Origin of the sequence: Paenibacillus sp. HWE-109 (assembly GCF_022163125.1) — a bacterium.
GTDB lineage: Bacteria > Bacillota > Bacilli > Paenibacillales > NBRC-103111 > Paenibacillus_E.
The window spans coordinates 8363861-8381132 of record NZ_CP091881.1; the positions used below are offsets into that span (position 1 = coordinate 8363861).

The following is a 17272-nucleotide window of genomic DNA, read 5'->3' on the forward strand; positions in this document are numbered from 1 at the left end:
AGAGGAGTGAGCGAAGAGCGGTTTTCGATTATAACTTATATGCATGACCGCAAAATGGAACATAGCCAGAATGGTCTAATGAAAACCGCTTATGACTCAGAAGTGCCAATTAATCGGCCACATGCTAATCAGGATGATACGGTTTTCAATCAATGGGTTGAAGACATACGCAGTGAGCTCGTAACGATGAGAGGAAGGACAGAGGCTGAAAAGCAGCTGTACAATGAGACTTTGAATCGAGCGGTTCTGGGTTATGAAGAGGACCGAGGAAAGCTGCTAGCTATCATCCATGACTTGGTTTCCAAAAGAAGAATCTCAGGAGCAGCACCTAGAACAATTGGTTATTCAACGCTGCCTGAAGCTATATTTGCTGAGATCATTGGGTTAAATGTACTTGAATTAATACTTAAACAGAAGGAGGGACTTGAAGAGATTCAGGTCGTAGGAAGGCAGATTTTTGAAGTGCGCGGAGGAATGTCCGCACCGTCTGCTTATATGCTGCCATCTGTGCGCGAATTAGAACGAATTCAGCAAAATTTGGTGCTTTTTAATAATGATACGTTGAGCCCTAGAAAACGATGGGCAGAAGTTATGCTGCGCGATGGATCGAGGGTTACCATGACAGGCTTTGGATTTACAGCCGAACCCACCTTAACGATCCGCTTCTATACAGTCAAACGCTTTGATTTGGCCACACTTTCGACTGCTGAATTAGCGACGATGAACAGCAGGATGGAGAAACTAATTCTAAGTTTTATCCGTGCGTATTTTAATATAGTTGTAATAGGTTCGACAAACGCTGGAAAGACCAATTTAATTAAAGCAATCATAGCTGAAATGGATAATAACGAACGAATTATTACGATTGAATCCAGATTCGAACTTAATTTAAAGCGGGATTTTCCCCGGAAAAATATCGTCGAATACGAAATTGATGAGGATGATCCGAGGCATTCCGGTCTGCAAGCATTTAAATTGGCTCTAAGGCAATCGCCCAAACGCATTGTTCATGCCGAAATTCGTGATGAGGATGCTAATTTATACGTAAGGGCATGTACTCGCGGGCATGAGGGAAGCATCACATCCGTACATGTGAGTCAGTTGGAAGATGTTCCTGATGCAATTACAGATATGTGTATGCTGGATGGCAGAGGAATGAATCCAAGCCGTTTAACAAAAAGAATTACGGAATATGTGACTCAAATCGGGTTGGAGATGGCGGTTGTGCAGGGAAAACGAAAAATCGTACGAATCGTCGAATATCGGTATCAACATGACGAGGTTTGCGTCACGGATCTAGCAGCTTATGACAAGTCGACAGAGGATTGGACATTTCCCGGGAAATTGTCGCTTCATGCATCGCAGAAAATCGCTAAGTCTGACCCAGATGGGTATGTTTTGTTATCAAAGCTCGGTTTTATCGAGAAAGAAGGCGAGTAATTAGATGGTTTTCGCCAAATATGTCTTTTTAGTTTTGCTGTTTATCCTCGTTTTTATCTGTATTCAATCCATATTGCCCATAATTATCCGACAACGTAAAGCCAGATATCGGCTGCATTATGTCAAAACCTCAACGTTCGGCACAAGGATCAGCGAATATTTGGGGAATAAGAATGTTTTAGTTAAACATATAAAGGAAATGATGGAATCCGTCGAAACAAAATGGAGCCTAAAAACGATGTTGACGGTTACGCTGATATTATTTTTAGCTGGGTTGTTGGTGGGAATCTTATATTTCCAAACGGTGAAGGGTGTTATGATCCTGACTTCAATTTGCATATCGTTTCCGTATATGATGCTTAGGCTTAAACTGGTTAGTATCAGACTACAGACGCGATTGGAATTTCTTCCGGCCATAGAAGTGTTCTACCAATATTATTTGGTGGATCACAACAAGAACATTAAGAGCTCACTTAAATATTGCTTGGAAGAAAATCGAATTATGTATCCGATTAAACCTATATTTGAGCAGTTGTATCGCAATTTAATGACACAGCGGGGAACGGAGGAAAGCTTGCGTCTATTTTCACTTACATTAGGCCATGCATGGGCTGATTATTTTTCAGGCATCATGCGGGTTGCTCTGATCGAAGGAAGTTTTGTGGGCGACAGCTTGAAAGAACTGGTGATGGATATGCGGAAGGCACAGAGATTTGATCAAATGGAAAGAAACCGGCTGTTAGAAATCCGGATAGCCAATTTTACACCCATTTTGTTTCTTGTCTTATTTCTATGTATTAATTTCAAAATCAATCCAGACAATGCCTACCTATACTATGTAATTGACCCTGTGGGGAGAAATATGATTTTGGATGCGCTGCTGCTGATTTTTGTTTCGTTCTTAATGGGCATCTATTTATCGATGCGGAGAATGTGAGCGATGATCCGTATCCTTTCGAATGGTTTGCTTTTCCTGCTGTGCATGGCGATGGTCTATCATGGTTTGAAGTTAATGCCCGTTCGCACGAAAAGATGGCGATCTGTTGCTGTGAAAAAAGTGCTGCAAGAGACAAAATTGCCATCATGGTTATTTGTTTGCTTGGGGCTGCGGCTGAACAAGATTGAGGAAAAGCGTCAATTATTGCTCGGGTGCGGAATTGGGATGAATGCCAGCCTTTATGAAGGAGGAAGAAGAATCTTGATGGGGGGAGCGCTTATTCTTGCAGCCTTGGGGTATGCGGCGCTTCAGTATCCTATTTTTATTTTCCACCTTCAGCCTGTTTACTTGCTTATAGGCGCTATTTGCGCAGGTATCTTTTTATTTGCTGATAAAAAAGTGTTGGCATCCTTGAAGCAGAAGCGTGCCCAACGGATTATTCGTGAGATTTATGTCATAAGTCATCATCTCCTTTATTACAAAGGCTCGAATTTACACTTGCATGCTAAGCTTTCCTTGTGTGCAGCGCAAACCCGTTCGATCCGGACACCTTTTCAATTGCTGCTGAATGAATGGTATCAAGGTTCAGAAACAGCCATTATAAATTTCAAAGCAAGATTAGGGACGGATGAGGCTGTGAGCTTCGGGGAGACCTTGAATGCATTGAGGTTGAATGAGCATGACAGCTATTATGAATTGCTCAAGCAAAGAATTCAGGATTATAAGGATAAAATCGAACTGATTCGTGACAGCAAAAAGGAGACTGTATCTTATTTGTTGTTCGTCTTGGCCGGGCTGCCTATTCTCAATACGTTTCGGGTTTTTATGTACCCTTGGATTGCTGAGGGGCAGCGGCTGTTTAATACGATTAATTAAAAAGGGAGATCATTTATGCGGAATATTCTGATAACGGTCATGATGCTCATTGTTGTTGCCTTTCTCTTTACAACCATAATCAATGACGGTTCGACAGGGATGAGACGTAATATTTCAACGCATGGTACGCAGGCAAATACAGAAATTACAGCATTAAGGCCATAAGTATGGATCTTTTGAGGTGAGATCGATTCTAGTAACGGCAATGCTTATTATGGTGATAATCATCCTATATAACAATGTGGTGGGAGGCAGTATGGGGACACGGCAGCAGGTTCATAACGGTGGTGCAAGGATAAATAGGACGATTGAACAGATAGATCCATGAAGCAAATTTTAGTGTTTATTTTGTTCGCGACTTTACTGTGTTGGTTTATGTTTGCACCCGTTTATAAGCATATCATTATTGTTAGACAAGCTGTTTTGCAAAAAGAGGTTGATTATTTATTGGAGATCGGAGCAAGCGGCAGGCACGGTTATATTAGCAACTCGATGATTCAGGAGTCCAGAGATCGCCTGGCAGAAAGAGGCTTCATACCGGAAGATATTGCCTACTCGGTAGAAACGACTACAGGGGTTAACGGCATAGACGTAAGTCAGCCTGTAAGGAGAGGGATTGGCTTGAGGCTGTATATGACGTATCCTTATCATCGCCTTTTTGTCATTGATCAGCTTGTTGGCATTACGATTCCTGCTGCATCTGCTCGGATGGGGGCTATGGGAATGAAAATGAGCGAATACGTGCCTTGATGGTTGGGGGAATGTTTTGTATAAGCTGCTTTTAATTGTTTTGATGAGTGTTGTTTATATGTCTTTATTTGCGCTGCAAACGGACGAGGAACTGGCGATGCACACTCTTTTTCAAGGCAAACATGCTTTAAATGATGCGGTGCACGCAGCTGCGCAGCAAAGCAACCAAATGAAGCTGGCCAGCGGCATTCATTCAATTGATGAAATCAAAGCCAGAGCGGTGGCGCTGCAATATTTGCAGGCTAATCTTAGACTAGATGAGACGAATGATCCGCTGCCAACTGCCTTTTTACAAAGCAAGGTGGTGGTGGAGTTATTTAAGGTTGTAAACGACAATGAAGCATTCCCATACACGTTTGTTGACGCTGTAAATGGCTACTCGGTTACGCTCGACCGTCCAGGTGTGATTATGTTTATTCGTCTGGAGTTTCCCCGAACCTATACGGTTTTACAGCCTATCACATGGACGATTAAGTCCTCTGCGGAGATGGTTTATTAAATGTATAATAGACAGATAACTATACATTTAAGACGATGCAAGGAGCGAGACGATGAATATTTTTGAGCAAAGACAGCGTTGGTTGCAGGGGGAGATGGTGAAGCGGGGCTGGTCCGGCTTCTTAGTTACCCAGAATGTTGATATTTATTACTACTGCGGTTCGATGCAGACGGGGTATTTGTTTATTCCGGCGGAGGGCGAGGTGCTCTACCTCGTGCGCCGCAGTCTGGTCCGCGCAGAGGAGGAAGCGTCAGCGGACGTGGAAGCGCTGGGGTCTTGGAAGACGCTGGGCGAGCGTCTTCGCGCGCGCTGCGCGGGTGCGGACGCAGTTGGGGCGGCGCTGCGGATTGCAACGGAGCTGGACGTGTTGCCCGTCCAGCTGCATGTAAGGCTCCAGACCGCGCTGCCCGGCGCGGTCTGGGAGGACGGCTCGCTGCTCGTGCGTGAGCAGCGAATGATCAAATCGCCGGACGAAGTCACGGCGATTCGGACGGCCGCGCGCGTCGTCGACGCGGCGCTGGAGGCGGTCATCCCTCACATTCGTGAGGGGATGGCGGAGTTCGAGCTGATGGCGCTCATTGAGCATCAGCTCCGGCTGCGCGGGCACCAAGGGCTGATGCGCATGCGCGCGTACAATTCCGAGTTGATCACCGGAATGGTCGCGGCAGGCGCGTCGGCAGCGGTGCCGACTTATTTTGACGGGCCGGCCGGGGGCACGGGGCTCCACCCGTCCAGCCCGCAAAGCTCGGGCCGCGCGCCGATTCGGCGCGGCGAACCGATACTCGTCGATCTCGGTTGCTCGATCGACGGCTATCTCATTGATCAGACGCGGACGCTCGTGATCGGCGATCTGGACCCTGAGCTGCAGCGAGCCTACGATGTGGCGGAGCAGGTGCTCCGCGCCACGGAGGCGAGGCTGCAGCCGGGTACGATTGCCGAGCATCTGTATCTGCTCGCGCTCGATCAAGTGAATGAAGCGGGGCTAAGCGCCCACTTCATGGGGTACGGCGCCGACCAAGTGAAATTCCTTGGTCACGGCATCGGGCTCGAAATCGACGAGCTGCCCGTTCTCGCCAAGGGCTTCAAATACCCGCTGGCGCCAGGCATGGTTATCGCGATCGAGCCCAAGTTCACCTTCCCTGGACGCGGCGTAGTCGGGATTGAAGATACTTATTTGATCACCGAAAACGGCTTTGAGAAGCTTACGCTGACCAGGGATGGTATTATCCAAACACCCGAGTAGGAACAATAAAGAGGCTGTCCTAAGGTTTTCAGCCGTTTAGGGCAGTCTCTTTGTTTTTAAACAACAAGCAAGTATACTAAACCCATATAATACGGATAAGGGGACATGGGTGTTGATACATTTTATACCGCAAACGTTAAAGTACAAGCTATTTCTAACATTTTTGCTTGTTATTTTGCTGCCGATTCTCATCTTAAACATGACGCATGTTCAAAAGTTCGAAACCTTGATGAAAGAACAAGTCAGCAGTCAAAACCTTGAACAGATGACAACGATTACTTCGTCATTAGGAAATTTGCTTGGCGTTGCCGAGAAAACGTTCACGCTCATTGAGCAGGACTCTTTCGTGACGGCAATTTTGAAGCATCCGGAAGTCGGTATCACGTACCCCTCTATCCAACAAAAAGTGAAGATTGAAGAGAAGTTTAACGCAATTAATAATAGCGTGTTTATCGCCAATTCCTATGTGTATTATACCGTTCTTGATTTGGAAGAGCATGTGTATACGTCCTATGGACCGAGTCGGATTTTGAGTTATTCCGGCATAGCGGCAATACCGAGGATGCAAGAAGCTTTTCAAGGCAAGCCGCAATCGAAGTGGCAGTTGGAGGAAGGCGGACTGAATTCCGATTTCGGCATTCAACCTTCCCTTTTGACGATGTACAAAGCTCTACGGGATGAGAATAATCGTATTTATGCGGTTGTACGGATGGGTGTGGACTATCAGAGTTGGCTCAGAAGCGCCATCCCAAGTCCGGTCAATGAGGAGCTATATGTATTAGCTTCTTCGGAGGGAGAAATCTACGCTCGCAGCAGTACGTCAACGACGACAGTGCTGCCGAATCCATTGAATACGGTTGACTGGGAGCCGATAGGTTCACAGGTTGAGAATGATCATATCGTTAGTTACTCCAAAATTCCAGGTTTGAATTGGTATTTGATTAAGAGCATTCCTACGAAATACTTGTTCCATAAAGTGAATCAGCTGCAGCAATCTTATTTTTTAACAACGCTCCTTATAGCAGTTTTGTTTATCGTGATGACCTTTTTAATCTCAACGACGATTACTAGACCACTGCAGCTTTTGCAGCGGAAGATGTCGGATGTGGTGAAGCGGAACCTCAAAATCCAACTTCCCGAAGAAAGCTATAAAGGTGAAATTTTGACGTTTGTTCAAGCTTTTAATAACATGGTGCGTGATGTAGAGAGTTTATTGAATCGTTTGAAAGAGGAAGAGCGAAACAAGGAAGCTATGCGTTTCCAAATGCTGCTTTCGCAGATGAATCCTCACTTTCTTTTAAACACATTAAATACGGTGAAATGGCTTGCCATTGAAATTGGAAATAAGCAAATACCAGAAGTTTGCGAGTCCTTGGGGAAATTGCTGGAAGCCGGTATGCGTCTGGACGTGGATTTAATTCATTTGGAACACGAAATTGAGCTTGCGCAGCGATATATTAGCATTCAACAGCTTCGCTATGACCGTGAGTTTCACGTGGATATTACGTTTGATCCTGAATTGCGCTTTGCGCTTGTTCCCAAGCTGAGCTTGCAGCCGCTGATTGAAAATAGCATTTATCACGGATTTAGCAAAATGGATCGATCAGGTCGAATCGAGATTCGAGTCCATAAAGAGGAAAATGAACTGGTGATTGAGGTTGAGGATAACGGCGTAGGCTTGGAACAGGCTAATACCTCTACAGCGGCAGGTCATGGGATTGCTTTGAAAAATCTGGAGGAACGTCTAACACTGCTATTCCGGAAGCAAGGGAAAATTAGTGTTGAGTCTGTGCAAAGCGGGACTTTGGTACGGATTCGCACGTTGTTCCTGTTATCTACACCTTATGTGAAGGGAGATGGCTTACATGTGGACGGTTCTCTTGGTCGAGGATGAAGCCTTTGTACGACGGAGTATTCGGAAAGGCATGCCATGGGAGGAAAATGGTTTTCAGGTCATTGAGGAATGCGGGAATGGCGAAGAAGCGCTATCCATTATACGGAAAGTGAAGCCGGATCTGGTCATTTGCGATATTATGATGCCGGTGATGAATGGAGTTGAACTGCTTGCGCAGGTACGTCAGGAGCAGTTGGATACCTGTTTCATCATGCTGACGGTTATGAATGATTTTGCGTTCATTCAGCAAGCGATGGAGCTTGGGGCATCAGGTTATGTGCTCAAACTTTATTTGAGTCCGGAGAAAATGACGGAAGCGCTGACGAAAGTCAAAGGTGAGCTGGAACGCAACTCACGTTTGATTTCCAAAGAAATCAACGATTATTGTGAGGAGCTATATAGCGGAACAAACAAGGGGGAAGAGCTGCTGGCTAACCCTGCATTTATACAGGAAATGTTTCAGCCAAATTGGCTTATTCTGATTGCTCATGGCCAGCATGCTTTTGCTAAGCAGGATCTGCGGCAGCTTTCTCTATTTGAATGGGAAATCAATCCCAAGGTGCATATCTTTACGAAGCTGGGTTTCTCGACCGTTTTTTGCATGATGCCAGAGGAAACGAAGATTCATATTCATAACAATGAGCTGCGCAGCAATTATATTGTGGTTATCTCTGAATTGGCGGAGAACGAGGATGTGGCAGCCCTTTGGGAAAGTATGTTATCCCGCGTCACAGAGCTTTGGTATGCCAATAGATCGGGTATTTTCTTTTATCAGCCAAAGGTACTTCAAGATCAGGCCTTCAGTGGTTTGCCATGGCAATTGGAAAAGAACTTAATTCAAGCTTTTGAGCAAATGAATCTAGGATTACTGGAGCTATCTTGGCAAGAAATCTGGGCTTGGACCAGTGAGGTGCAGTTGTCATTGCTTCGTGTAAAAGAGATTGCGTTGCGTTTGGACCGCTTGTTTGCCGAGCTTGCCTGTGTACAGGCCGAATCACCTGCCATCTACACAGAGGCTGTTTCCCACCTCGAGGCAGGTCGTCATTTTAAACAAAGAATAGATATGTATATGGCTCATTGGAAAGCCGCGAAGTATGAGGTTACGGATCATATTGAAATCAATAAGGTGATTGCCTATATGAATGGTCATTTCGAAGATGAGCTGTCGTTGTCCCTGCTTGCCGGAATTGCCACGATGGATGATAAATATTTAAGTGTTTTGTTTAAGAAAAAAACCGGGAAGACCGTGACGGAATATTTGATGGACATTCGTATTAAGAAGGCCTGTGACCTGCTGTTGCAGACGGATCAGCCTGTAGCGTTGATTGGGGCTAAGGTTGGCTTTCCCAACGAGAACTATTTTGCCCGTATGTTCCGGAGAGAGGTCGGCATGCCGCCAAGTGTTTTCAGGCAACAACATATCAAGTGATGAAATCAAACTTTTGTGCTAGAAGAACAAGATTTTGTTCCTTCGAACAACTGAGAGCTGGTGATATAGTTGGTTTGTAACCAGCAAGGATAAGGAATACGGGAGGGTCAAATGATGAATATGAAGAAAACAACGTTAAGTCTTCTATCAGCGGCTGTCGTGTTGAGCATTACCGCAGGTTGTGGTTCATCCGGTGATAAAACGGCTGTGACGAAAAGTCCCAACGCTACGACAGAAGCGAAGAAAGCAGTGACGCTTACCATGTGGGGAGGCGTGCCTGGAGAATCTGGTCCGCAAGCGGTTGTTGATAACTGGAACGCAAAGAATCCTGATATTCAGGTGAAATATGAGCGTTTTGTCAATGATGACGCAGGGAACTTGAAGCTTGATACCGCTCTGACGACAAATCAAGGCATCGATTTATATGTGAACTACACGTTATCCGGTTTGTCCAAACGTGTTGAAGCGGGGACTGCGCTCGATCTTAGCGAGTTCAAGGATTATAACATTGACGATAAAATGGGCACAGACGCCAAAGACTGGAAAGTCAAGGATAAGTACTATGGCCTTCCGACCAAAAAGAATGTATCGTTCGTTTGGTTGAACAAGAATGCACTCGATGAAGCGGGATTAGCGGTACCTGCTCTGGATTGGACGATGGATGATCTGCAGCAATATGCCGTCAAGCTCAAAAAAGGCACACGGTGGGGCTTCACCCAGCATATCTCAGCATACCCGAGTTTCTTCGATGGCGCCAATGCGGGAGCAGGCTTCACGAAAGCTGACGGCACGTCCAATCTCGATGAACCGACGGTTCGCAAAGCCTATGAATCGGTGTTTAATATGATGTATACCGACAAATCGATGCCATTATTGGGTGAGCAAATTACGAGCAAGATGCCGACGGATACGATGTTCTTAAAAGGTGAAACCGCGATGTTGGGAGCGGGCGAATTTATTTTCCGCAATTCCAATAATATGAAGGATTTCCCTCGTGATTTCAAAATTGCGTTTGCCACAGTCCCTAAAGTAACGAAGGATCAGACTAATTTTAAATATCCAGGCGGCCTTGGGGATGTAATCTCCATTAATCCGAATTCGAAGAATAAAGAGCAAGCTTGGAAATTCTTGAAATGGTACGCAGATGGCGGAATGATGCCGCTGGCTTCCGGTGGACGTATTCCTTCTTCCAAGGATGCGAATGTGGAAGAAGCGATCAAATTGCTTCTCGGCGATAATGAAAAGACCTATGATGTGGATTCACTCAAGAAGGTTGTATTCGGTAAATTCCCTACGTTTACAGCAACGATTCCCCAACAGATTGTCGATGCGCGCAGAGAAGAATATGAGAAGTACTATCTCAAGGCGCAATCCTTGGATGATACCATGAAGAATACGGTCAAACGCCACAACGACTACTTGGCTAAAAATAAGAAATAAGCAAGAAAAATGGGGGATGCATCAGGATAGAGGCACCTCCCTTTTTTGTTCAAAAAGGAGTGGATATTTTGCATGAACTGGGCTAAAAAACAACAAAGATTAGGATACTTGTTCATTTTACCTAATATGGTGGGCGTCATTTTATTCTTCGTCATCCCTGCTTTATTTTCACTGGGGATCATGTTTACCAACTATAAATATACGTCGCCGGATATCGCATGGATCGGGCTTGAGAATTTTGATCGACTCTTTCATGACCCAGTCTTCTATGTTTCTTTGAAGAAAACGGCTCTGTTCTTGGCTTCCGTGCCGGTGTCTATCGGCCTGGCCTTTCTTGTCGCGCTTGTTTTGAATCGGAGCGTGTATGTCAAAAGCTTGCTGCGCGCGATGTTTTTCATGCCTTATATCACAAGCGGTGTTGCGGTTTCCTTCGTATGGATGCTGCTGTTTCAACCGTCCCAGGGACCTATTAATGGCTTTCTTCGTTCTATTGGCATCGAACACCCCCCAGGCTGGATGTCGACGACAACGTCCTCGATGTATGCAATCGACATCATTTGGATCTGGTTTTTGCTTGGTTATAATATGATTATTTATTTGGCGGCGATTCAAGAAATACCGCAGGAGCAGCTCGAAGCAGCCAAGATTGATGGCGCGAGCACATGGACGACGGTATGGAAAATTATTTTCCCGTTAGTGAGTCCATCTACCTTCTTATTAATGATTACGGGCTTGATTACGTCGATGAAAACGTTCGGTATGATTGAAGCCGTTACGCAGGGTGGACCTGGCGGCAGCACTACGATTTTGTCCCTCTTCATTTACCACAATGCGTTTCGTTACTACGAAATGGGGTATGCATCAGCAATCTCATGGGTTTTATTTGCAATCATTTTCTTGATTACGATGATCCAATGGGTTGGTCAGAAGCGCTGGGTTCATTATTAAGTAAAAAACCGGAGTGATACAAGATGGAAATAAAACCGACAAAAATAGGAAGCACCGTTGTGATGCTCATCCTTGGGCTTTTCATGATTATGCCGTTCCTCTGGATGATTAGCACCTCGTTTAAATCTCCGAGTGAAGTGTTTCAGTATCCGATTCAATGGATACCGTCGAAAGTGACATGGGAGCATCATCTCAAAGTATGGACAGGCAAGGATAGCTTTCTGATTTATTACATGAATTCATTGAAAATCGCTGTGATATGTACGATTGGGGCTACGTTTCTTTCGGCTTTGGCCGCTTATGGCTTCTCGCGGGTCGAATTTAAGGGAAGAAATGCGCTCTTCATGTTCTATTTATCCATGATGATGGTTCCGCCGCAGGTCTTATTTGTTCCTAAATTTATTTTGTTTGATAAAGTCGGGATTTATAATACGCATTGGGCGTTGATTTTACCGGGCTTGTTTACGATATTCGGGGTGTTCCTCATGCGGCAGTTTTTCATGGCGATCCCTCACGAAATTACCGAATCGGCATTTGTGGATGGGGCTGGGCACTTCCGTATTTTCTTCCGTCTTATGCTACCGCTCGCTAAACCAGCGTTGGCTACCCTGGCGATCATCGATTTCTCCTGGCACTGGAATGACTATGAGAATGCGCTTGTGTTCCTGCTGGATCGCGATCTGTATACGGTTCCGCTAGGTATGCAGAATTTCATACTGGAGTTCAACATTGACTATAACGGGATGATGGCCGCGACTTCTGCTGGTATTGTTCCGATGCTGCTGGTGTTCCTGATCGGACAAAAATATATTATTCAAGGCATTACGGGCTCCGCGGTAAAAGGCTAATGCAAAAACTCACCTCCAAGTGTCAGGGGGTGAGTTTTTGCGTTGTATTGGCGTTATATTTTCTCGATTACTTTATCAATCAAACCATACACTCGCGCATCTTCAGCTTCCAAAAAGTAATCACGGTCGGTGTCCAGCTCGATTTTCTCGATGGGTTGTTTGGTTGTCTCCGAGAGAATGCGATTCAGAATACTGCGTGTTTTGAGAATGTGCTGACTGCGAATGTGAATATCGCTCGCTTGCCCTTGCGTACCTCCCCATGGCTGGTGAATCATGACTTCCGCGTTCGGAAGCGCGAATCTTTTGCCTGGCGCGCCAGCGGTTAGAAGCACAGCACCCATAGATGCCGCCATCCCTACACAAATGGTGGATACATCTGCTTTTATGAAATTCATCGTATCGTAAATTGCCAATCCTGCCGAAGTTGATCCACCCGGGGAGTTGATGTAGAGCGAGATATCTTTCTCGGGATCTTCAGCAGAAAGGAACAAGAGCTGTGCAACAATCGCATTGGCGACTTGGTCGTTAACCTCTGTACCTAAGAAGACAATTCTGTCTTTCAAGAGTCTGGAATAAATATCGTAAGAGCGCTCGCCGCGCGCAGTTTGTTCAACGACCATAGGTATGAAACTCATCGGAATCATCCTTTCTTTTTTGGGGTAAAGCGTTAGGCTGCTTTGCTTTGTACCGAGTAAGGATTCCCGGCTGACTTCTGACCGAATCCAGAGGAGACCATGATCAATCGTACGGGTTCTTCTCTTTGAGCGGAATGAAACTCACGAACAGTGACGGTTGCTTCAGAATCCACAAGGGTTCCCTGACGACGATAGGCGTCAATCGAAATGACATTGTTTCCCATGGGCTCAGGTTTACGCTCCAATGGTTGCTCCCAGGCAATAATTGGTGTTGCTGGAGTAGCTTCAAGTGCAGGTTTCCTTGATTCTTGTTCATGACTCATGACAAATGCCTCCTCATTCTTTGGGTTTGGGGTAGACGGCCAACAAGACTTGGTAGGCTTCCTGATCGTTGCAGCTCGAATAGCGTTCGACCAACTGCTTGACCATAGCCGCATACTCTTCAATGAACGATTGCCGCTGTTGTTCGTCGTTCAAATGAACCTGAAGCTGCAGCGTTGCGCTTGGTATGACTTCACCGACATCGGATTGCTCCATAAGCAGCATCGCATCTCTGCGAATTCGCTCGGATGTCGTCACGAGATGTGCAAGCGAGCTTTGATCCTTGAGCTTCTGCAAGGTTTCCGGTTTCATGCTGAGCGATTCGGCCAGTACGAAGGTTTTGGCAATAGCGCGATACAGCACTTCGACCAAATTGCGCACCTGGCGTGTGCCGACACGCTGCACGAGGCCAGCTTTCTCAAGCGCCTTGAGATGGTAATTAATACGCTGGGCGGTCTCGCCGAGCGTGCGCGCTACCTCAGCGGCAGAGCCAGGTTCCAAAAGCTGAGCGATGATTTCCCCGCGAAGCGGATTCAACAGAATGGTAGCCTGCTCAGGGGACTCGATGTAGAAGCTGTCTTGAATCTCTTGTGGCATGGAGAGTAAGGCCTCCAATACAAAGAATATGTTACGTAAAAATATTTTATTACGTTGAGAAGAGAATGTCAATGGGCGGGGAGGATCTTAGATATCGGGTGACAAATAAGTTTTGAAGTAGACAATAAAGTTTTGAAGTAACAAATATAGTTTTGAAGTGACAAATATCGGGTGACAAATAAGTTTTGAAGTAGACAATAAAGTTGTGAAGTGACAAATAAAGTCTTGAAGTAACAAATAAAGTTTGAATAGTCTTAAAAACATGATGCATAACTTCTATGATGCGGTCGTAGGTGATGATGTACTTTCCGCTACATTGAGAGGGGGTACCAAATCATGCTGATTAACGATACTATTGTGAGAAGTGTTAAGTCTGGATCTTGGGAAAATGTAAAGTCTATCTAGTCCAAGATGCTAATGATGTCATAAGGGCTATTATTTTTTCTTAGAAAAGATATTTTGATCATATGAAGCGATGGGAGTCAATCCTTTCGCTTTTTTTGTTGTTCTGAGAGCAGGGTAGAATTATGCCGTTTTCAAGCACATCGGTCAATCATCGTTCTAAATGTGGAGGATTACATAACCAGAATACATTTGGCATATTTTCATCCGCCAATGTAAGGACCAAAATAGAATTGCGATGGTCACATATCATTCCCAGGGACATGAACGTAATTGAAATCGAAAGTGATTTACTATGTGGGGGAACAAGCATATGGAAGTAAGGGAGATTGAGATCGCTGACCCTGAGGAAGATGAAATAAAAGTGAGAACGATTGTCAATGGAATTTGTGTGTTGGAGTTGTGACAATACAACCATAGGGATTTCATTAAGCCGCAGCTAGTGGGACATGAAGGAATTGGCGTGGTGACTAAAGTCGGCAGCAGTGTTCGTTGCGTAAAAAGAAGGCGACTACATACTTACGTTTCAATGGAGTGTGTACACCAATATTCAATCAACGGATATCGTCAAATTGTCCTGCAAGCCGGAAGAAGCAGCGTCATATATCGTGGAACCTTTCTTGTGTGCGATTACGGCTGTCCATCATCTGCGCATAATGCAAGGGCGGTTTGAACTTTACTAGGAAGATTCAGGAGCGGCGGATGCGCTGAAATGGTGCACCAAGCTGGCTAGAGCAGGAGGAAAAGTTGGTATCTACGCTTGGCATCATGACTCTAGGCTGACTGACATGAACGATTGGTATGTCAAGGGGCTTGAAGTGTTGAACGTATCGCCGGCCATCGCGGCACATACGAAGGACAGACTGGCAGCTATCAGAGCTGCTGACCGGATGATGGCAGCCGGCAAAATCCATCAGCATGAGTTCATTACACATCGGTATGATTTTAAGAATATCGAGCTGGCTATGCATGCTTCTACAGTCAGAGAAGATCGGTTTGTCAAATAAATATTAACATTTTGAGCGGAGCGAGGAATGCAAGATGAGTTTCAGAATTTGTATCGTCGGATGCGGCCAAATGGCCGAACATGGGCATGGACCAGCTTGGCGCGAATACGCCGATCGCAACTCCGGAGTAACACTGGCAGCTTGCTGCGACATCGATGAAGCAAGGGCTGGCAGCTTTCAACAAAAATTTGGTTTCTCGCGTCGATATACCGACATCGGCACAATGTTAGAGCGAGAGAAGCCAGATGCAATCTGTCTAGTCGTACCGGCACATCTGATGACAACAATGGCTATTCCGCTGTTAGAGAAAGGATATCCCCAGCTGTTGGAGAAACCACCGGGCTTGAACAGGGAGGAAACGATCCGCTTAATTCAAGCAGCGGAACGAGGGGATGCTCCTAACCAGGTTGCCTTCAACCGCCGTTACATGCCGTTAGTATTGAAGCTGCAGGAAGTGCTGAAGCTTCGTGGAGATTCGGGAATACATACAATCCGTTATGTTATGTATCGAACTGGGAGGACCGATGAGGATTTTGCTACTACTGCCATTCACGGCATTGATCTGGTTAGTTATATAGCGGGTTCCGCCTATCGGCATATACAGTTCCGGTACCAGGAATTACCTGATGTCGGCACACGGGTCGCGAATATTTATGTTACAGGTGAGCTCGTTTCTGGCGCTGTCATCGAGCTTTGCTTTTGCCCGGTGTCTGGCGGTTGCATAGAACGCATGGAAGTTAGTACATGGAATCATACGTTTTTTCTCGAACTCCCCGTTTGGGGTTCGCCAGATATTCCGGGAAGGTTGCTACACAGCGAACGGAACCAAGGGGTAACAGATATTTCAGGGAATCTGGCTGAAGGGATGGACAAACTGTTTGCGATGAACGGATTTTATGAGGAAAACTGTAGATTCTTCGATGAGATCCGAGCGGGCCGAAAGCCGAAAGGCGATATTAAATCGGGACTTCAAGCTGTCGAAATTGCCGATTGCATTCGTAACCGAAAAGCCGAATATCGTCTCGATCCTTATGACGGAGGTTGCCTTACATGAAATCTGAAACAATCCAAGAGTACAATGCCGTTATCAGCCACAGACGAAGCAGAAAAAGTAGAAACTTTCTTCGTAATTATGAACTTTATCTATTTATGTGTCCTGCTGTTCTTTATTTTCTCATTTTTCACTACTTGCCGCTCTATGGTATTCAGATTGCATTCAAGGATTTTATAGCGACGAAAGGGATTTGGAACAGCCCATGGGTAGGGTTCAAGCATTTCAAGATGTTCTTTGATTCCTATTACGCATGGCAACTCATCAAGAACACCGTGTTGTTGTCGCTATACACGATTGTTGCCGGATTCCCTCTGCCCATCTTGCTGGCACTTATGCTGAATGAAGTGCGGAGTAAAGTGTACAAGAAGATTGTCCAAACTACCGCATATGCACCCCACTTTATTTCAACTGTCGTCATGGTTGGAATGGTTTATATGGCGATGCATCCGGTATATGGAGTCGTCAATACGGTGATCAAGGCGTTTGGAATGGACCCCATCGATTTTCTGAATAAACCGGAGTATTTTAAAAGCTTGTATGTGTGGTCTGGCGTCTGGCAGAACACAGGCTGGGAATCAGTCATTTACTTTGCGGTCTTGTCCAACGTCGATCCTGAGCAGCACGAAGCAGCAACCATTGACGGCGCATCGCGATTACAGAGGATATGGCACATCAACTTACCGGTCATCATACCGACAGCGGTTATTCTGTTTGTTCTGAACGCGGGTTCAATAATGAGCATCAGCTTTGAGAAAATTTACTTAATGCAAACTCCTTTGAACGCCCAAGCTTCAGACGTCATATCGACTTATATATACAAAGTGGGACTGCAAGGAGCGAAATTCAGCTTAACGACGGCAATTGGTTTGTTTAACTCGGTTATTAATTTCTTATTCCTTATCGTGGTCAATCAAATCGCTAAACGATTATCTTCGACAAGTCTGTGGTAGAA

At 45.5% G+C, this 17272-nt stretch carries 18 protein-coding genes; 15 read left to right on the forward strand and 3 right to left on the reverse strand.

Annotated elements, in window-relative coordinates:
* Positions 1–6 precede the first annotated feature (6 nt).
* The 12 genes from LOZ80_RS36255 to LOZ80_RS36310 all read left to right on the forward strand — a co-directional run bounded on the left by LOZ80_RS36255 (position 7) and on the right by LOZ80_RS36310 (position 12304).
* Complete coding sequence (locus tag LOZ80_RS36255; protein ID WP_238169016.1) at positions 7–1440, forward strand: ATPase, T2SS/T4P/T4SS family; 1434 nt, start codon at positions 7–9, stop codon at positions 1438–1440.
* A gap of 4 nt (positions 1441–1444) precedes the next feature.
* Complete coding sequence (locus LOZ80_RS36260) at positions 1445–2377, forward strand: hypothetical protein (protein WP_238169017.1); 933 nt, start codon at positions 1445–1447, stop codon at positions 2375–2377.
* A 3-nt stretch (positions 2378–2380) separates the two neighbouring features.
* Positions 2381–3253 carry a hypothetical protein gene (locus tag LOZ80_RS36265; RefSeq protein ID WP_238169018.1) on the forward strand — a complete coding sequence of 291 codons (873 nt, stop codon included), beginning with the start codon at positions 2381–2383 and terminating at the stop codon, positions 3251–3253.
* Between the two features lie 15 nt (positions 3254–3268).
* Positions 3269–3418 carry a hypothetical protein gene (locus LOZ80_RS36270; RefSeq protein ID WP_189011922.1) on the forward strand — a complete coding sequence of 50 codons (150 nt, stop codon included), beginning with the start codon at positions 3269–3271 and terminating at the stop codon, positions 3416–3418.
* A gap of 159 nt (positions 3419–3577) precedes the next feature.
* The gene (locus LOZ80_RS36275) at positions 3578–4003 is read left to right on the forward strand and encodes a hypothetical protein (RefSeq protein WP_238169019.1); all 426 of its coding nucleotides are present in this window, start codon (positions 3578–3580) and stop codon (positions 4001–4003) included.
* Positions 4004–4019: 16 nt separating this feature from the next.
* A complete protein-coding gene (locus tag LOZ80_RS36280) occupies positions 4020–4502 on the forward strand; it encodes a hypothetical protein (protein WP_238169020.1) in 483 nt (160 codons plus the stop codon).
* A gap of 52 nt (positions 4503–4554) precedes the next feature.
* The gene (locus LOZ80_RS36285) at positions 4555–5745 is read left to right on the forward strand and encodes a M24 family metallopeptidase (protein ID WP_238169021.1); all 1191 of its coding nucleotides are present in this window, start codon (positions 4555–4557) and stop codon (positions 5743–5745) included.
* Positions 5746–5857: 112 nt separating this feature from the next.
* Complete coding sequence (locus LOZ80_RS36290; RefSeq protein WP_238169022.1) at positions 5858–7639, forward strand: cache domain-containing sensor histidine kinase; 1782 nt, start codon at positions 5858–5860, stop codon at positions 7637–7639.
* Positions 7611–9068 (forward strand): response regulator, encoded by a 1458-nt coding sequence (locus LOZ80_RS36295; protein WP_238169023.1) that lies wholly within the window; start codon positions 7611–7613, stop codon positions 9066–9068. The genes LOZ80_RS36290 and LOZ80_RS36295 overlap by 29 nt, the downstream gene beginning before the upstream one ends.
* 111 nt (positions 9069–9179) lie before the next feature.
* On the forward strand, positions 9180–10508 hold the full coding sequence (locus tag LOZ80_RS36300) for an ABC transporter substrate-binding protein (protein ID WP_238169024.1): 1329 nt from the start codon (positions 9180–9182) through the stop codon (positions 10506–10508).
* A gap of 72 nt (positions 10509–10580) precedes the next feature.
* Complete coding sequence (locus tag LOZ80_RS36305; RefSeq protein ID WP_238169025.1) at positions 10581–11456, forward strand: carbohydrate ABC transporter permease; 876 nt, start codon at positions 10581–10583, stop codon at positions 11454–11456.
* Between the two features lie 23 nt (positions 11457–11479).
* A complete protein-coding gene (locus tag LOZ80_RS36310) occupies positions 11480–12304 on the forward strand; it encodes a carbohydrate ABC transporter permease (RefSeq protein WP_189011934.1) in 825 nt (274 codons plus the stop codon).
* A gap of 53 nt (positions 12305–12357) precedes the next feature.
* On the opposite strand, the gene clpP is transcribed toward LOZ80_RS36310, so the two are convergent.
* The 3 genes from clpP to LOZ80_RS36325 are packed head-to-tail and all read right to left on the reverse strand — an operon-like array spanning position 12358 to position 13857.
* Positions 12358–12939: an ATP-dependent Clp endopeptidase proteolytic subunit ClpP gene (gene clpP / locus LOZ80_RS36315; protein WP_189011936.1), complete on the reverse strand. Its 582-nt coding sequence runs from the start codon at positions 12937–12939 to the stop codon at positions 12358–12360.
* 32 nt (positions 12940–12971) lie between these two features.
* Complete coding sequence (locus LOZ80_RS36320) at positions 12972–13262, reverse strand: hypothetical protein (RefSeq protein ID WP_238169026.1); 291 nt, start codon at positions 13260–13262, stop codon at positions 12972–12974.
* Positions 13263–13275: 13 nt separating this feature from the next.
* Positions 13276–13857 carry an ArsR/SmtB family transcription factor gene (locus LOZ80_RS36325; RefSeq protein ID WP_238169027.1) on the reverse strand — a complete coding sequence of 194 codons (582 nt, stop codon included), beginning with the start codon at positions 13855–13857 and terminating at the stop codon, positions 13276–13278.
* 1190 nt (positions 13858–15047) lie between these two features.
* On the opposite strand from LOZ80_RS36325, the gene LOZ80_RS36330 reads away from it, so the two are divergent.
* From LOZ80_RS36330 to LOZ80_RS36340, 3 genes are read left to right on the forward strand one after another with little or no spacing between them, the layout of a single operon-like run.
* Complete coding sequence (locus tag LOZ80_RS36330; protein ID WP_238169028.1) at positions 15048–15266, forward strand: MDR/zinc-dependent alcohol dehydrogenase-like family protein; 219 nt, start codon at positions 15048–15050, stop codon at positions 15264–15266.
* 34 nt (positions 15267–15300) lie between these two features.
* Positions 15301–16320, forward strand: coding sequence for a Gfo/Idh/MocA family protein (locus LOZ80_RS36335; protein WP_238169029.1), 1020 nt, complete (start codon positions 15301–15303; stop codon positions 16318–16320).
* Positions 16317–17270 (forward strand): ABC transporter permease, encoded by a 954-nt coding sequence (locus tag LOZ80_RS36340; RefSeq protein WP_238169030.1) that lies wholly within the window; start codon positions 16317–16319, stop codon positions 17268–17270. Before LOZ80_RS36335 ends, LOZ80_RS36340 begins: the two co-directional genes overlap by 4 nt.
* Positions 17271–17272: the final 2 nt, after the last annotated feature.

What these genes read in the sequence shown, in the direction of transcription:
- LOZ80_RS36300 (WP_238169024.1), top strand. Translation starts at nt 9,180, where the DNA reads ATGATGAATATGAAGAAAACAACGTTAAGTCTTCTATCAGCGGCTGTC.
- clpP (WP_189011936.1), bottom strand. Translation starts at nt 12,939, where the DNA reads ATGAGTTTCATACCTATGGTCGTTGAACAAACTGCGCGCGGCGAGCGC.
- LOZ80_RS36270 (WP_189011922.1), top strand. Translation starts at nt 3,269, where the DNA reads ATGCGGAATATTCTGATAACGGTCATGATGCTCATTGTTGTTGCCTTT.
- LOZ80_RS36260 (WP_238169017.1), top strand. Translation starts at nt 1,445, where the DNA reads ATGGTTTTCGCCAAATATGTCTTTTTAGTTTTGCTGTTTATCCTCGTT.
- LOZ80_RS36265 (WP_238169018.1), top strand. Translation starts at nt 2,381, where the DNA reads ATGATCCGTATCCTTTCGAATGGTTTGCTTTTCCTGCTGTGCATGGCG.
- LOZ80_RS36320 (WP_238169026.1), bottom strand. Translation starts at nt 13,262, where the DNA reads ATGAGTCATGAACAAGAATCAAGGAAACCTGCACTTGAAGCTACTCCA.
- LOZ80_RS36340 (WP_238169030.1), top strand. Translation starts at nt 16,317, where the DNA reads ATGAAATCTGAAACAATCCAAGAGTACAATGCCGTTATCAGCCACAGA.
- LOZ80_RS36285 (WP_238169021.1), top strand. Translation starts at nt 4,555, where the DNA reads ATGAATATTTTTGAGCAAAGACAGCGTTGGTTGCAGGGGGAGATGGTG.
- LOZ80_RS36310 (WP_189011934.1), top strand. Translation starts at nt 11,480, where the DNA reads ATGGAAATAAAACCGACAAAAATAGGAAGCACCGTTGTGATGCTCATC.
- LOZ80_RS36295 (WP_238169023.1), top strand. Translation starts at nt 7,611, where the DNA reads ATGTGGACGGTTCTCTTGGTCGAGGATGAAGCCTTTGTACGACGGAGT.
- LOZ80_RS36325 (WP_238169027.1), bottom strand. Translation starts at nt 13,857, where the DNA reads ATGCCACAAGAGATTCAAGACAGCTTCTACATCGAGTCCCCTGAGCAG.
- LOZ80_RS36305 (WP_238169025.1), top strand. Translation starts at nt 10,581, where the DNA reads ATGAACTGGGCTAAAAAACAACAAAGATTAGGATACTTGTTCATTTTA.
- LOZ80_RS36330 (WP_238169028.1), top strand. Translation starts at nt 15,048, where the DNA reads ATGAACGATTGGTATGTCAAGGGGCTTGAAGTGTTGAACGTATCGCCG.
- LOZ80_RS36275 (WP_238169019.1), top strand. Translation starts at nt 3,578, where the DNA reads ATGAAGCAAATTTTAGTGTTTATTTTGTTCGCGACTTTACTGTGTTGG.
- LOZ80_RS36335 (WP_238169029.1), top strand. Translation starts at nt 15,301, where the DNA reads ATGAGTTTCAGAATTTGTATCGTCGGATGCGGCCAAATGGCCGAACAT.